At 67.9% G+C, this 14490-nt stretch carries 17 protein-coding genes and 1 pseudogene; 13 read left to right on the forward strand and 5 right to left on the reverse strand.

The features are described from left to right. The first annotated feature begins 28 nt into the window (after nucleotides 1–28). From ripA to EET03_RS11405, 8 genes are all read left to right on the forward strand, one after another. A complete protein-coding gene (gene ripA, locus EET03_RS11370; RefSeq protein ID WP_075543277.1) occupies nucleotides 29–1444 on the forward strand; it encodes an NlpC/P60 family peptidoglycan endopeptidase RipA in 1416 nt (471 codons plus the stop codon). 10 nt (nucleotides 1445–1454) lie between these two features. Then, entirely contained in the window at nucleotides 1455–2174 is a 720-nt protein-coding gene (gene ripB / locus EET03_RS11375) for an NlpC/P60 family peptidoglycan endopeptidase RipB (protein WP_075543278.1), read from the forward strand. Between the two features lie 208 nt (nucleotides 2175–2382). After that, entirely contained in the window at nucleotides 2383–3507 is a 1125-nt protein-coding gene (moxR1, locus tag EET03_RS11380) for a chaperone MoxR1 (RefSeq protein ID WP_099194131.1), read from the forward strand. Beyond that, complete coding sequence (locus EET03_RS11385; RefSeq protein WP_063470144.1) at nucleotides 3504–4457, forward strand: DUF58 domain-containing protein; 954 nt, start codon at nucleotides 3504–3506, stop codon at nucleotides 4455–4457. Before moxR1 ends, EET03_RS11385 begins: the two co-directional genes overlap by 4 nt. A gap of 34 nt (nucleotides 4458–4491) precedes the next feature. Then, nucleotides 4492–5499 carry a VWA domain-containing protein gene (locus EET03_RS11390; protein ID WP_063470143.1) on the forward strand — a complete coding sequence of 336 codons (1008 nt, stop codon included), beginning with the start codon at nucleotides 4492–4494 and terminating at the stop codon, nucleotides 5497–5499. 125 nt (nucleotides 5500–5624) lie between these two features. Further along, nucleotides 5625–6392 (forward strand): 3-oxoacyl-ACP reductase FabG1, encoded by a 768-nt coding sequence (gene fabG1, locus EET03_RS11395; protein WP_099194132.1) that lies wholly within the window; start codon nucleotides 5625–5627, stop codon nucleotides 6390–6392. Nucleotides 6393–6411: 19 nt separating this feature from the next. After that, a complete protein-coding gene (gene inhA, locus EET03_RS11400; RefSeq protein WP_075543281.1) occupies nucleotides 6412–7221 on the forward strand; it encodes an NADH-dependent enoyl-ACP reductase InhA in 810 nt (269 codons plus the stop codon). A 5-nt stretch (nucleotides 7222–7226) separates the two neighbouring features. Further along, a complete protein-coding gene (locus EET03_RS11405) occupies nucleotides 7227–8270 on the forward strand; it encodes a ferrochelatase (protein WP_075543282.1) in 1044 nt (347 codons plus the stop codon). On the opposite strand, the gene EET03_RS11410 is transcribed toward EET03_RS11405, so the two are convergent. Then, on the reverse strand, nucleotides 8236–9186 hold the full coding sequence (locus tag EET03_RS11410; RefSeq protein WP_063470186.1) for a hypothetical protein: 951 nt from the start codon (nucleotides 9184–9186) through the stop codon (nucleotides 8236–8238). The two genes, EET03_RS11405 and EET03_RS11410, sit on opposite strands and share 35 nt — an antisense overlap. Before the next feature lie 57 nt (nucleotides 9187–9243). Between EET03_RS11410 and EET03_RS11415 the strand changes: the two genes are divergently transcribed. From EET03_RS11415 to EET03_RS11425, 3 genes are read left to right on the forward strand one after another with little or no spacing between them, the layout of a single operon-like run. After that, on the forward strand, nucleotides 9244–9678 hold the full coding sequence (locus tag EET03_RS11415; protein ID WP_063470139.1) for an NfeD family protein: 435 nt from the start codon (nucleotides 9244–9246) through the stop codon (nucleotides 9676–9678). Between the two features lie 21 nt (nucleotides 9679–9699). Continuing rightward, complete coding sequence (locus EET03_RS11420; RefSeq protein WP_075543283.1) at nucleotides 9700–10845, forward strand: SPFH domain-containing protein; 1146 nt, start codon at nucleotides 9700–9702, stop codon at nucleotides 10843–10845. Nucleotides 10846–10854: 9 nt separating this feature from the next. Continuing rightward, nucleotides 10855–11211: a DoxX family protein gene (locus EET03_RS11425; RefSeq protein ID WP_075543284.1), complete on the forward strand. Its 357-nt coding sequence runs from the start codon at nucleotides 10855–10857 to the stop codon at nucleotides 11209–11211. Here EET03_RS11425 and EET03_RS11430 read toward each other — a convergent pair. From EET03_RS11430 to EET03_RS29850, 4 genes are all read right to left on the reverse strand, one after another. Further along, a complete protein-coding gene (locus EET03_RS11430; protein ID WP_075543285.1) occupies nucleotides 11208–11663 on the reverse strand; it encodes a nitroreductase family deazaflavin-dependent oxidoreductase in 456 nt (151 codons plus the stop codon). The genes EET03_RS11425 and EET03_RS11430 overlap by 4 nt on opposite strands. Before the next feature lie 20 nt (nucleotides 11664–11683). Further along, a complete protein-coding gene (locus EET03_RS11435) occupies nucleotides 11684–12307 on the reverse strand; it encodes a TetR/AcrR family transcriptional regulator (protein ID WP_099194133.1) in 624 nt (207 codons plus the stop codon). A gap of 54 nt (nucleotides 12308–12361) precedes the next feature. After that, nucleotides 12362–12835 (reverse strand): hypothetical protein, encoded by a 474-nt coding sequence (locus tag EET03_RS11440; protein ID WP_099194134.1) that lies wholly within the window; start codon nucleotides 12833–12835, stop codon nucleotides 12362–12364. Nucleotides 12836–12936: 101 nt separating this feature from the next. Then, on the reverse strand, nucleotides 12937–13272 hold the full coding sequence (locus EET03_RS29850) for a hypothetical protein (protein ID WP_136625687.1): 336 nt from the start codon (nucleotides 13270–13272) through the stop codon (nucleotides 12937–12939). 85 nt (nucleotides 13273–13357) lie between these two features. Here EET03_RS29850 and EET03_RS11445 point away from each other — a divergent pair, with 85 nt between their 5' ends. Both EET03_RS11445 and EET03_RS11450 read left to right on the forward strand, forming a co-directional pair. Next, complete coding sequence (locus tag EET03_RS11445; RefSeq protein WP_075543291.1) at nucleotides 13358–14101, forward strand: response regulator transcription factor; 744 nt, start codon at nucleotides 13358–13360, stop codon at nucleotides 14099–14101. Beyond that, nucleotides 14098–14490 (forward strand): annotated as a pseudogene (locus EET03_RS11450) (hypothetical protein); the annotation flags it as partial. The gene EET03_RS11445 and the pseudogene EET03_RS11450, both read left to right, overlap by 4 nt.

Genomic DNA, 14490 nt, shown 5'->3' on the forward strand with positions numbered 1-14490 from the left:
CGGTTTGAGCCATAGGAGACCAGAGTCGATGAGACGGACCCGAGGTGGCTCTGCTTCACGATCGGCAGCACGGTTGGTGCGGCCGGCCATTCCGTCGGTCTTGAGCGTGATCTTGCTGGTATCGACTCCCGGCCTGGCACCCGCCAATCCCGGCACTGACCCCATCGCCGCGCTGATCGCGGAGGTCGCCAAGGCCAATCAGCGGCTGCAGGACCTCAGCGCCACCGTGGAGATGGAGCAGGAGAGCGTCAACAAAGCGATGGTCGCCGTGGAAACCGCTCGCGACGAGGCCACCGCTGCCGAACATGAGCTCGAGATCAGCCAGCAGGCTGTCAAGGACGCCAACGCGGCGATCTCCGCAGCCCAACACCGATTCGACACCTTCGCGGCGGCCACCTATATGAATGGCCCGTCCGACAGCTACCTGACAGCCAAGAGCCCCGACGACATCATCGCCGCGGCGACCGCGACGAGGGCGATGACCGTCAGCACCGAGACGGTGATGACCAACCTGCAGCGGGCCCGAACCGAACACGTGAACAAGGAATCGGCGGCCCGGCTGGCCAAGCAGAAGGCCGACAAGGCCGCTGCCGATGCGAAAGCCAGCCAGGACGCGGCGGTGGCCGCGCTCACCGACACCCAGCGCAAGTTCGACGAACAACGCGAGGAAGTCAACCGCCTGGCCGCAGAACGAGACGAGGCGCAGGCCAGGCTGCAGGCGGCCAGGCTGGTCGCCTGGTCCTCGGCCGGCGGGCAGGGCACGCCCGGTGAGATGTGGGACCCGGGCACAGGACCCGGCGGCGGCCGCCGCTGGGACGGGTGGGACCCCTCGTTGCCGCAGATTCCCAGCGCCAACATCCCCGGGGACCCGATCGCGGTGGTCAACCAGGTGTTGGGCTACTCGGCGACCTCGGCACAGGTCACCGCCCAGATGGGACGAAACTTCCTGCAGCAGCTGGGCATCCTCAAGCCCACCGATACCGGGATCACCAACGCCCCGGCGGGTTCGACGCATGCCAGCCGGATTCCGCGGGTCTACGGACGTCAGGCCAGCGAGTACGTGATCCGTCGGGGCATGTCACAGATCGGGGTGCCGTATTCCTGGGGTGGCGGCAATGCCGCGGGTCCCAGTAAGGGGATCGACTCCGGGGCCGGCATTACCGGCTTCGACTGTTCCGGCCTGGTCTTGTATTCGTTTGCCGGGGTCGGCATCAAGCTGCCGCACTACTCGGGTTCGCAATACAACCTGGGACGCAAGATCCCGACTTCCCAGATGCGTCGCGGTGACGTCATCTTCTATGGCCCCGGCGGCAGCCAGCACGTGACGATCTACCTGGGCGACGGTCAGATGCTCGAGGCGCCCGACATCGGCCTGAAGGTCCGCGTTGCGCCCGTGCGCACCAGCGGCATGACGCCCTTCGTGGTGCGCTACATCGAGTGGTGAACGGGGATTTATGCGGCACAAGCGATTTCGCCTGATCAACCTGGCCTGGATCACCGCGATGGTGACCGGGCTCTTGGTTGCTGTAGCGACGCCGGCCGACGCCGATCCCGGTCCGTGGGATCCGACTTTGCCGGCAACCGCCAGCGCGGGCGCACCCGGAGATGCGCTGGCCGTCGCCAACGCGTCGCTTCAGGCCACCGCCCAGGCCACCCAGACCACCCTCGACTTGGGTCGACAGTTTCTGGGCGGGCTGGGCATCAACCTCGGCGGCAGTCCTGCCCCCGGTGCTGCCAACACCAGCCCCAGCCGGATTCCGCGTGCCAACGGCCGGCAGGCCATCGAGTACGTGATCCGCCGGGCCGGATCACAGATGGGAGTCCCCTATTCCTGGGGCGGCGGCACTCTGGAGGGGCCGAGTAAGGGCGTGGACTCCGGCGCCGGGACCGTCGGCTTCGACTGCTCGGGGTTGATGCGCTACGCCTTCGCGGGCGTGGGCGTGCTGATCCCGCGGTTTTCCGGTGACCAGTACAACGCGGGGCGCCACATCCCGCCCAACGAGGCCAGACGCGGCGACCTGATCTTCTACGGCCCGGGCGGTAGCCAGCACGTCACCATGTACCTGGGCAACGGTCAGATGCTGGAAGCGTCCAGCCTTGCCGGCAAGGTCACGGTGAGCCCGGTGCGCAAGGCCGGCATGACACCGTTCGTGACCAGGATCATCGAGTACTGAGCCGGTGCGGCTCCGGCGACTGTCGGGGCGCCTGGTCCGGCTTCCCCCGGACGGGTGCGTCCCGCCCGGAGGGTCTAGGGTGGCCGGGCAGGAACCGCGGCGTCGACGGAATCCACGGCGCCTGGAATAGTTGAACGCGGGCACGTCGCTGCCCCGCGACGTTGGTCGTATCAGCAGTCGTGTCTGATCGAGCGGTGGAGGGTTGTCGATGACAGCAGCAGGTGGCGGTTACCCGGGTCCGGGCGGGCAATCCGGCGCGCCGGCCCATGAGGCATCCGCGGGTGGTCCTGGTGGTTCTGACGGGCTGGCCGCCGAGGTGCACACCCTCGAGCGGGCCATCTTCGAGGTCAAGCGGATCATCGTGGGCCAGGACCAGCTGGTGGAGCGGATGCTGGTCGGCCTGCTCTCCAAGGGCCACGTATTGCTCGAAGGCGTGCCCGGGGTCGCCAAGACGCTGGCGGTGGAGACCTTCGCGCGGGTCGTCGGCGGGACGTTCGCCCGGATCCAGTTCACCCCCGACCTGGTGCCCACCGACATCGTCGGTACTCGCATTTACCGGCAGGGCAAGGAGGAATTCGACACCGAGCTCGGGCCGGTGGTGGTCAATTTCCTGCTCGCCGACGAGATCAACCGTGCCCCCGCCAAGGTGCAATCGGCGCTGCTGGAGGTGATGCAGGAACGTCACGTCTCCATCGGCGGTAAGACCTTCCCGCTGCCCAACCCGTTCCTGGTGATGGCGACGCAGAACCCGATCGAACACGAGGGCGTCTACCCGTTGCCCGAGGCGCAGCGCGACCGCTTCCTGTTCAAGATCAACGTCGGCTACCCCTCGGCTGAGGAAGAGCGCGAGATCATCTACCGGATGGGCGTCACCCCGCCGCAGCCCAAGCAGATCCTGAACCCCGGCGACCTGGTGCGGCTACAGGGAATCGCGGCCAACAACTTCGTGCACCACGCGCTGGTCGACTACGTGGTGCGGGTCGTCTTCGCCACCCGGGCACCCGAACAGCTCGGGATGAACGACGTCAAGAGCTGGATCGCCTTCGGCGCATCTCCGCGAGCTTCGCTGGGCATCATCGCCGCCGCCCGGTCGCTGGCGCTGGTGCGCGGGCGTGACTACGTGATCCCGCAGGATGTCATCGAAGTCATCCCCGACGTGCTGCGGCACCGGCTGGTGCTCACCTACGACGCGCTGGCCGACGAGATCACCCCGGAGATCATCATCAACCGGGTGTTGCAGACCGTCGCCTTGCCGCAAGTGAACGCCGTTCCGCAACAAGGCCATTCGGTACCGCCGGTAATGCAGGCGGCGGCTGCGGCTAGCGGCCGGTGACCGAAAGCAAGGCGCCGGCGGTCGTCCATCCGCCGTCGTTGCTGCGTGGCGACATCGACGACCCCAAGCTGTCGGCGGCGCTGCGCACCCTGGAGCTGACCGTCAAGCACAAGCTCGACGGTGTCTTGCACGGCGATCACCTCGGCTTGATCCCCGGGCCGGGCACGGAGCCGGGCGAGTCGCGTCTCTACCAGCCCGGCGACGACGTGCGCCGGATGGACTGGGCGGTCACCGCCCGGACCACCCACCCCCACGTGCGGCAGATGATCGCCGACCGGGAACTGGAAACCTGGCTCGTGGTGGACATGTCGGCCAGCCTGGACTTCGGTACCGCCGTCTGCGAGAAACGTGACCTCGCCGTGGCGGCGGCGGCCGCCATCACCTTCCTCAACAGCGGTGGCGGCAACCGGATCGGCGCCCTGGTCGCCAACGGCGCCACGATGACTCGGGTGCCGGCCCGTACCGGCCGCCAGCATCAGCACACCATGTTGCGCACCATCGCCACCATGCCCAAGGCTCCGGCCGGGGTACGCGGGGACCTGGCGGTGGCCATCGACGCGCTGCGCCGGCCGGAACGCCGTCGAGGGATGGCGGTGGTCATCAGCGACTTTCTGGGGCCGATCAACTGGATGCGGCCGCTGCGGGCGATCGCGGCCCGCCACGAGGTGCTGGCCATCGAAGTACTGGATCCGCGCGATGTCGAGCTGCCCGATATCGGCGACGTGATCCTGCAGGACGCCGAAAGCGGCGTCACCCGCGAATTCACCATCGACACACAGCTGCAGAACGATTTCGCCAGGGCGGCGGCGGCGCACCGCGCCGACGTGGCCCGGACCCTCCGCGGTTGTGGCGCACCGGTGCTGACGCTTCGCACCGACCGCGACTGGCTGGCCGACATCGTCCGCTTCGTCGCCTCCCGCCGACGTGGTGCCATGGCGGGGGCTCAGTGACACACCTGCTCGCATCTTTTATGACGGGTCTGATATGACACTGCCGTTGCTCGGGCCGATGACGCTGTCCGGCTTCGAACACTCGTGGTTCTTCCTGTTCCTGTTTGTCGTCGTCGGGCTGGTGGCGCTCTACATCGTGCTGCAGCTGGCCCGCCAGAAGCGGATGCTGCGATTCGCCAACATGGAGTTGCTCGAGAGTGTGGCGCCCAAGCGGCCCTCCCGCTGGCGGCATGTTCCGGCGATCCTGCTGGCGTTGTCGCTGGTGCTGTTGACGACCGCGATGGCCGGACCGACGCATGACGTCCGGATTCCGCGGAACCGGGCGGTCGTGATGCTGGTGATCGACGTATCGCAGTCGATGCGCGCGACCGACGTCGAACCCAACCGGATGGTCGCCGCGCAGGAGGCCGCCAAGCAGTTCGCCGACGAGCTCACCCCCGGCATCAATCTCGGACTGATCGCTTACGCCGGCACCGCGACGGTGCTGGTGTCGCCGACGACCAACCGTGACGCGACCAAGAACGCGCTGGACAAGCTGCAATTCGCCGATCGCACGGCCACCGGGGAGGCGATCTTCACCGCCTTGCAGGCCATCGCCACCGTCGGCGCGGTGATCGGTGGGGGCGACACGCCGCCGCCGGCGCGCATCGTGTTGTTCTCCGACGGCAAGGAGACGATGCCGACCAATCCGGACAACCCCAAGGGCGCCTTTACCGCTGCTCGCACCGCCAAGGACCAGGGCGTGCCGATCTCGACCATCTCGTTCGGCACCCCCTATGGCTTCGTGGAGATCAACGGTCAGCGTCAGCCGGTACCGGTCGATGACGAGACCCTGAAGAAGGTGGCCCAACTCTCCGGCGGAAACGCTTACAACGCAGCTTCGTTGGCCGAGCTGAAGGCGGTGTACACGTCGCTGCAGCAGCAGATCGGCTACGAGACCATCAAAGGTGACGCCAGCGCGGGCTGGCTGCGCCTGGGTGCGCTGGTGCTGGCGCTGGCCGGCCTGGCCGCGTTGCTGATCAACCGCCGGCTGCCGACCTGACGTCTCGCCGAATGTAACGCCACGGCGAGATCTGGCCCCGCCCGATTTCTCGCCCTGGTGTTGACGTTCGCGACATGCGACGAGCCGATTTCGGCGTTGCCTCAACGAGACGCTAGGTTGACGGGGTGACTGACACAGCCACCGACACCACAAGCGAGGCCGCCACCGACGGCGGCAAACCCCCCTTCGTATCCCGTTCGGTCCTGGTCACCGGCGGAAACCGCGGGATCGGGCTGGCGATCGCCCAGCGGCTGGCCGCCGACGGCCACCAGGTGGCCGTCACGCATCGCGGATCCGGGGCGCCCGAGGGGCTGTTCGCCGTCGAGTGTGACGTCACCGACAGCGACGCCGTCGACCGTGCCTTCAAAGAGGTCGAGGAGCACCAGGGTCCGGTCGAGGTGCTGGTGTCCAACGCCGGCGTGTCCGCGGACGCGTTCCTCATCCGGATGACGGAGGAGCGGTTCGAGAAGGTCATCGACGCCAACCTCACCGGGGCGTTCCGGGTGACTCAGCGGGCGGCGCGCAGTATGCAGCGAAAGAAGTTCGGCCGGCTGATCTACATCGGTTCGGTCTCCGGTAGCTGGGGCATCGGCAACCAGGCCAATTACGCAGCCTCCAAGGCCGGTGTGATCGGCATGGCCCGCTCGATCGCCCGAGAGCTGTCCAAGGTCAACGTGACCGCAAATGTGGTCGCCCCGGGTTACATCGATACCGATATGACCCGAGCGCTGGACGAGCGGATCCAGGAGGGGGCACTGCAATTCATCCCGGCGAAGCGGGTCGGTACCGCTGCCGAGGTCGCCGGGGTGGTCAGCTTCCTGGCGTCGGAGGACGCGAGTTACATCTCCGGTGCGGTCATCCCGGTTGACGGCGGCATGGGCATGGGCCACTAAGAGCAAGAGGGGACAAACAATGGCTGGACTGCTGGACGGCAAACGGATCCTGGTGTCCGGGATCATCACCGACTCCTCCATCGCGTTCCATATCGCGCGGGTAGCCCAGGAGCAGGGCGCGCAGCTGGTGCTGACCGGTTTCGACAGGTTGCGGCTGATCCAGCGGATCACCGACCGGTTGCCGCAGAAGGCGCCGCTGCTGGAACTCGACGTGCAAAACGACGAGCACTTGGCGACTCTCGCAGACCGGGTTGTCGAAGTGATCGGTGCGGGCAACAAACTCGACGGCGTGGTCCACTCGATCGGCTTCATGCCGCAAAGCGGGATGGGTATCAACCCGTTCTTCGACGCGCCCTACGAGGACGTGTCCAAGGGTATCCACATCTCCGCATACTCCTACGCATCGATGGCAAAGGCGCTGCTGCCCATCATGAATCGCGGCGGCTCCATTGTCGGCATGGACTTCGACCCGAGCCGGGCGATGCCGGCCTACAACTGGATGACGGTCGCCAAGAGCGCGCTGGAGTCGGTCAACCGGTTCGTGGCGCGCGAGGCCGGCAAGTACGGTGTGCGCTCGAACCTCGTTGCCGCCGGGCCGATCCGGACGCTGGCGATGGCGGCCATTGTCGGCGGGGCGCTGGGTGAGGAGGCCGGCGCGCAGATCCAGCTGCTTGAGGAGGGCTGGGACCAGCGGGCGCCCATCGGCTGGAACATGAAGGACCCCACGCCGGTCGCCAAGACCGTCTGCGCGCTGCTGTCGGAGTGGCTGCCGGCCACCACGGGGGACATCATCTTCGCCGACGGCGGCGCACACACTCAGTTGCTCTAGCCCGCATGGAATTTGACGCCGTCCTGCTGCTGTCCTTCGGTGGGCCGGAGGGGCCCGAGCAGGTGCGGCCGTTCCTGGACAACGTCACCCGGGGCCGCGGTGTGCCACCCGAGCGCCTCGATGCGGTGGCCGAGCACTATCTGCATTTCGGTGGCGTATCACCGATCAACGGCATCAACCGAGCGCTGATCGCCCAGCTGCAAGCCGAACTGGGCCTGCCGGTGTATTTCGGCAACCGCAACTGGGAGCCCTATGTCGAAGATGCGGTAATAGCCATGCGCGACAACGGAATTCGTCGTGCCGCCGTGTTCGCGACATCGGCGTGGAGCGGCTATTCCAGCTGCGCGCAGTATGCCGAGGACGTTGCCCGGGCCCGCCGGGCGGCCGCCCCGGACGCGCCCGAGCTGGTGAAGCTGCGGCCCTACTTCGACCATCCGCTGTTCGTCGAGATGTTCGCCGCCAGCATCGCTGGGGCTGCGGCGACCGTGCCCGCTAACGCAAGACTGCTTTTCACCGCGCATTCGATCCCGGTGGCCGCGGACCAGCGCTGGGGGCCCCGCCTCTACAGCCGCCAAGTCGCTTATGCCGCAACCCTTGTCGCAAAGTCCGCCGGATATGCCGACTATGACCTGGTCTGGCAGTCGCGCTCTGGCCCGCCGCAGGTTCCTTGGCTGGAGCCGGACGTCGGCGACCACCTCGCCGCGCTGGCGAACGCGGGTACCACCGCAGTGATCGTCTGTCCCCTCGGATTCGTCGCCGACCACATCGAGGTGGTGTGGGACCTCGACCATGAATTGCGCTTACAGGCAGAGGCATTGGGCATCGAATTCGCCCGGGCCAGCACTCCCAACGCCGATCGGCGGTTCGCCCGGCTGGCCGCGGATTTGATCGACGAACTTCGCTACGGTCGCGCGCCGTCGCGGGTCAGCGGCCCCGATCCGGTGCCCGGCTGTCTGGCCGGCATCAACGGTGAGCCCTGCCGTCCACCGCATTGCGTTGCGCGCGAACTGGATGTCAGTCCGACCAAGCCGAATGCAGGATCGCGCTGACGGCGGCTATCCGCGCGGACCGCACCACCGTGGTCAGCGGCCGCAGCGCGTCGAACGCAGTCTGTACTTCCGACGACGACTGCGCTCTGATCGGCTCGAGACGGGCCGCCAGGCGCGGGGTGAAGCGGTCCGCGGCGGATTCGGGCAATCGGCTGAGGCCGGCGCTGACCGCGATGATGGCGTCGACATGTGCGGCGTTCTCCAGCACCCGCAGTGCGCGCGATGGCGCATGGTCGGGAATGCGGTGTTGCCGTGCGGATTCCAGCAACTGCTCAACCAGGCCGCGCGGATTGGCGACGCCGGCGGCGCTGGGTCCCATGCCGATGGCGCCCAACGCGTCGGCTGCCGAGCGCACCGCGGCCCGCAGGGCGTACTCGGCGTCTCCCAGCTCGCAGGGGTCCAACGCCGGGGTACCGGGCAGCGAATACACCATCCACGACAAGGCGCACAACTCGGGTACGGCCGAATCGTCGTCGGGAGTCTGTTCGATGTCGCGGTAAGAGAACTCGGGGACCAGCCCGATAGATGTGCCGGGGTCATCGGGATTGGTGATGATGATCGCTTCACCGGCGGCCAGCGCGTCGCGCTCGAATTGTGTTCCGGCGGAAAGCCCGCGCACATCGCCCGGCACCGGCAGCACCACGTTGATCGTCCCGCGCAGCCGATCCGGCGGGCCGGGCGCCGACGTCGTTGCCCGGCCTGTGGCGGCGCGCAGCGTTGACAACAGCGACACCGTCCCGGCGTTATCCACGTCCGGCCATGGCAGGCCGGTATGCCCAGCCGCGACCGCGTCATATGCCGCAACCGATTGCGTTGGCGCCCAGAGGGATAACGCGTCCAAGAGGTCGTCGGGCGCGGCCTTGCCGGCGAGCCAGGCGTTGGCCCACATCGAAAGCGTTGCACTGGGACACCACATGATCTCGCAGTGTAGTTGTTGGCCGCGGTTGCCGGGGATCACGCGTATTCTGTGCGCATGCCCGTCGCCCTGATCTGGCTCGTCGCAGCGTTGGCGCTCGTCAGCGCAGAGGCGTTGACCGGCGACATGTTCCTGCTGATGCTCGGCGGCGGCGCGCTGGCGGCAGCGGGAAGCAGCTGGCTGATGGACTGGCCGGTGTGGGCCGACGGCGCGGTGTTTCTGATCGTGTCGGTTCTGTTGCTGGTGCTGGTTCGGCCCGCGGTGCGGCGGCGGCTGGCCCCCGGCAAAGGCGTGCCGATGGGTATCAAGGCGCTGGAGGGCAAGAGCGCGCGGGTGCTAAACCGGGTCGCCCGTGACGAAGGCCAGGTCAAAATCGACGGCCAGGTGTGGACGGCACGGCCGCTGAACGAGGGCGACGTGTTCGAACCGGGTGATTCGGTGACCGTGGTGCACATCGACGGGGCCACCGCGGTCGTGTTCAAAGACGCGTAGCAACTCGAGAAAGGAATCCCGGTGGAAGGTGCCGTTGCCGGCCTGGTGTTTCTGGCCGTTCTGGTGATATTCGCCATCATTGTGGTGGCCAAGTCGGTTGCGCTGATCCCGCAGGCCGAGGCAGCGGTGATCGAGCGGTTGGGTCGCTACAGCCGCACCGTCAGTGGGCAGCTGACGTTGCTGGTACCGTTCATCGACCGCGTCCGCGCCCGGGTGGATCTGCGCGAGCGGGTGGTGTCGTTTCCGCCGCAGCCCGTGATCACCGAGGACAACCTGACCCTCAACATCGACACCGTGGTGTACTTCCAGGTCACGGTGCCCCAGGCCGCGGTGTACGAGATCAGCAACTACATCGTCGGCGTCGAGCAGCTCACCACCACCACGCTGCGCAACCTGGTCGGCGGCATGACGCTGGAGCAGACGTTGACCTCGCGCGACCAGATCAATGGCCACCTGCGTGGCGTCCTCGACGAAGCGACCGGACGCTGGGGGCTGCGGGTTGCACGCGTGGAATTGCGCAGCATCGACCCGCCGCCATCGATTCAGGCGTCGATGGAAAAGCAGATGAAGGCCGACCGGGAAAAGCGGGCGATGATCCTGACCGCCGAGGGCACGCGGGAAGCGGCGATCAAGCAGGCGGAGGGGCAGAAGCAGGCGCAGATTCTTGCGGCCGAAGGCGCCAAGCAGGCCGCGATCCTGGCCGCCGAGGGCGAACGGCAGTCGCGGATATTGCGTGCTCAGGGTGAGCGCGCCGCGGCCTATCTGCAGGCGCAGGGGCAGGCCAAGGCCATCGAGAAGACGTTCGCCGCGATCAAGGCCGGCCGGCCGACCCCCGAGATGCTGGCCTACCAGTACTTGCAGACCCTGCCAGAGATGGCCCGCGGCGACGCCAACAAGGTGTGGGTGGTGCCCAGCGATTTCGGTGCGGCGTTGCAGGGGTTCACCCGGCTGTTGGGCACGCCGGGGGAGGACGGCGTGTTCCGCTTCGAGCCGTCTCCGGTCGAGGACCTGCCCAAGCATGCTGCCGGTGCCGACGACGAGGAGGTCGCCGATTGGTTCTCCACCGAGACCGACCCGACGATCGCCCAGGCGGTGGCCAAGGCCGAGGCGATAGCCCGCAAGCCGGTGGACGGCCCGCTGGGGGCACCGCCGAAGCTCGGGCGCTAGGAGCAGCCGATGGGCATTTTGACCTCGCCGAAAACCTATGCGGCGCTGGCGGTGTTTCAAGCCGGCGATGCGGTGGCATGCGCAATCCCGCTGGCACCGATCGAGAAGCTGCTCAACGACCTGGGTGTGCCGGCCAGTGTTCGTCCGGTCCTGCCCGCGGCCAAGGCCGCCTCGGCGGTCGGTCTGCTCTCGGTAACCCAATTTCCCGCGCTGGCGCGATTGACGACGGCAATGCTGACGGTGTACTTCGTCCTTGCGCTGGGCGCCCATATTCGCGCGCGGGACTTCAGCGTAACCGCGATCCCGGCGGCTCTGTTCCTGGCACTGTTCGCGGTGATGACGGCCAAGGGGCCGGACCGGGTTTAGCCGAGGCGCAACTCGACCAGCGGCAGCGGCGTGTCGGTGTCGCTGATGGCAGTGCCGAGGGTCTGCTCGAGTGCGAGCTTGAGGCGTCGCCAGGCCCGCGGGTGCCGGCCGCGGTAGGCGGTTAGGGCGCGGTCGGCGTGCGCCTGGTCGAGGACGCGCGCGGGGGCGCGGCTGCCGGCGTAGACCCTAACGTGCGGGTTGGTCTCGATATTGCGGAACCACTGGGCCTTCCGGCCGAAGCCGGAGGCGACGACGTAGGTGTGCGGGTCGGGATGATCGACCACCTCGAGCTCCGCATTGCGCCGGGTTCCGGATTTGCGGCCGATGTGTTCGAGCATCAGAATCCGCGAGCCGAACAGGGCACCGGCGCGTGCGTGATAAATCCAGGCGGGCGCGCGCATGAGCCTGCGGGAGCGCAACAGCCGTGCGCCGAGCCAGGCCAATAAGGACATTGTTCGCCTCCATTCCTGCATCAGGTGCTGAGTAGTCCGTCGCGGTAGATCGAGAACACCTCGCCGGCCCAGCGCTGCATCCCGGTAGCCGTGAGCGGGTCCACGCCGAGCACTTCGATCAGCCGCGGTCGCAGGGTCAGCAGAGCCAGATCGTTGACCAGTAAGAAGGCGGCGCGTATCTCGGGATCGGCGCCGGGGCCGGCCGTGCCGGCGGCCACCATGGCGTCCAGAACCGCTTTGCTGAGCCGAAAAAGGCGTTCGAACAGCGTCGACCCGGCCGGACCCCCGGCGATCAACATCCGGCTCAGATAAGCCGGGATCGCCGAGTCGGGCGGCAGGTGGGTGGCCAGGCCGTCGAGCAGGCCGGGCACCGCCGCCGGGCCGAGGCCCGATGCCCCGGTCTGGTCGGCGGTTTCGGTCAGCAGCACGTCGAAGGTCGCGACGACGTGATTGTCGACGGCCTCGATCAGCCCGTCCTTCGAGCCGTAGTGGCGGATGACCAAAGCCGCAGACACCCCCGCCGCGGTCGCGATGTCGCGCATCGTGACCGCGACGGGCCCACGCTCGGCGAACAGCCGCAGCGCCTCGTCACGGATTCGTGCTCGCGCCGTCCGGTCATCCGACTGGGGTAAACGCACGTTTATAATTATAAACGATTGTTTACATCGACGGTTGCGGGGGTGCCGCTCAGCGACCGCTCAGGGACGGGGTGTCGGCGAGGTTTGCGTGGAGGGCGGCGGTCCGGGTGGCTGGCCCGGTGCCCCCGGCGGTTGGCCGGGGCCGAAAGGCGCGGCCTGCGGTGGTGCCGGCGGTCGCGGACCACGCGGCACGCCCATCGGCCCAGGCATCGGCCGGAAAGCTCCCGCGACGGGTCCGGGTGGGCCGCCGGGACCGGGAGGAGGCGGTTGGCCGTGGCTGAATGCTTGCCCCGGCATTTGCATGGGCCCCGACCCCGGGGGAGGTGGCGGTGGCCCGACGCTGATCAGCCAGGCAAACGCGATCGCAGCCACGCTGCCGGCTGCGCCCAGGATCAGGCCCGCAACCCCGGCGCCGATCAGCGCGGCCAGCGAGAAGCGATGGCGCTCACGACCGGGGTCGGCGACCACCGCCGGCGGGGGTGCAACAGGTGCCGGAGGTGCGACAGGGCCGGTGGTGTTTTCGTCGGCGGTCATACGGCTCCTCACGTCGTCGGTTTCTGTCGGTGTGCTCGGTAATCGCGACGGTAACGGCCGTACTTGAAGTGGACCTGAAGATAATTGTTTGCTCGAGCGGTTTACTGACCAGGCGGCAACGGCGGCAACGGCGGCGCCGGCGGCGCTGCTGGCGGTGCAGGGGAGCTGCTCGGCGTACCCGTCGCCGCCGTGGTCGGCGCTGCCGGCGGTGATGGGAGATTACTCACCGGTGGCGTCGACGACAGCGCGGGCGGATATAGCGGGGCGGGCAGCTCGACGCGGATTTTCCAGGTGACGCCGGTTACCGCGAAGACGGCGAGCGCGCCGATCGCCAACCCCGCCACCGCGGCCCCGATCATCACGCCGGTGGAATGGCGCCGCCCGGCTGCGGCTCCGGTCGCCGGTGGGGGTGGCGGGTTGGCGTGGTGGGCGGTCATGCTAGCTCCCCGTGTCGTCAAAATTGGTTGGGACAAACGTGCGCGCTTCAGATTGATCTCAGCACCGCACGCTAACAATGGAGCCATGACCGATCGTTCGCGTCCGGACCGCGTCGCAGGCCGTTCGGCGGCGGGGCGCATCGGGCGGTTCAGCGTCGGCGCACCGCGAGTGCTGGTGGTCGAGGACTCCGAGACCATCCGGGAAATGGTCGGCGAGGCATTGGCCGACGTTGGTTATCACACCGAAACCCGTTGCGACGGTGAAGGTTTAGAAGAGGTGCTGGAGGGCCTGCGGCCGGATCTGGTGGTGCTCGACGTGATGTTGCCGGGTCGCGACGGCTTCGACCTCATCAACGTCATCCAGGCGTGGGGCGACATCAGCATCGTGTTGATCACCGCCCGCGACGGCCTGCCCGACCGGTTGCGCGGTCTTGACGGCGGCGCCGACGACTACGTGGTCAAACCTTTCGAGCTCGCCGAACTGGTGTCACGGGTGGGGGCGGTGCTGCGGCGCCGGGGCCGGTTACCGCGCGTGGTGCAGGTCGGCGATCTGATACTCGACGTCGACGCCGGAGTGGCCGCACGCGATGGCCACCAGCTGGAACTGACCGCCACCGAGCTTCGGCTGCTCGACTTTCTCGTGCAGCAACGCGGCCGGATTGTCAGCGCCCGTCAGATCCTCAGCGCGGTGTGGGGTTACGACGCCTACGACACCAATCTGGTGCAAGTCCACGTCAGCAGTCTGCGGCGAAAGCTCGAGGCCCATGGCCCGCGGATGCTGCACACGGTTCGCGGCATCGGATACCGGCTCCAACAACCACGGTCATGACGGCTACCCCGACGGGACCTGCGGTCGATCCCGCCACGCCGACGCCGTCGTTGCAGCGCCGGGTGGTGCTGCTGGTGGTGGCACTGCTGGCGGGGCTGCTGGTGGTGCTGGGTGTCACCGTCGACGTCACCCTAGGGCTGCAGGCCCGACGAAATCTGCACGACCGGCTCATGGCGGCCACCTCGCGCGCCGATGCGCTGGTGGCCGCTCACACATCACCCGAATTGCTTGCCGCCCAGCTCAACGGGGGTAGCGTGCGGGCCCTGCTGGTGACCGCCGACGGCAGCGCCTACGGTGATCGCAGCATCAGCCCCGCGACCACCGCGGGCCCGGTGGAAGGGGCGGCGGATAGCCAGGCGGCGCCTGGACCACCGGGCCCGCGGTGGTCC

It is taken from the genome of Mycobacterium innocens (genome assembly GCF_900566055.1).
Classification (GTDB): Bacteria; Actinomycetota; Actinomycetes; order Mycobacteriales; family Mycobacteriaceae; genus Mycobacterium; species Mycobacterium innocens.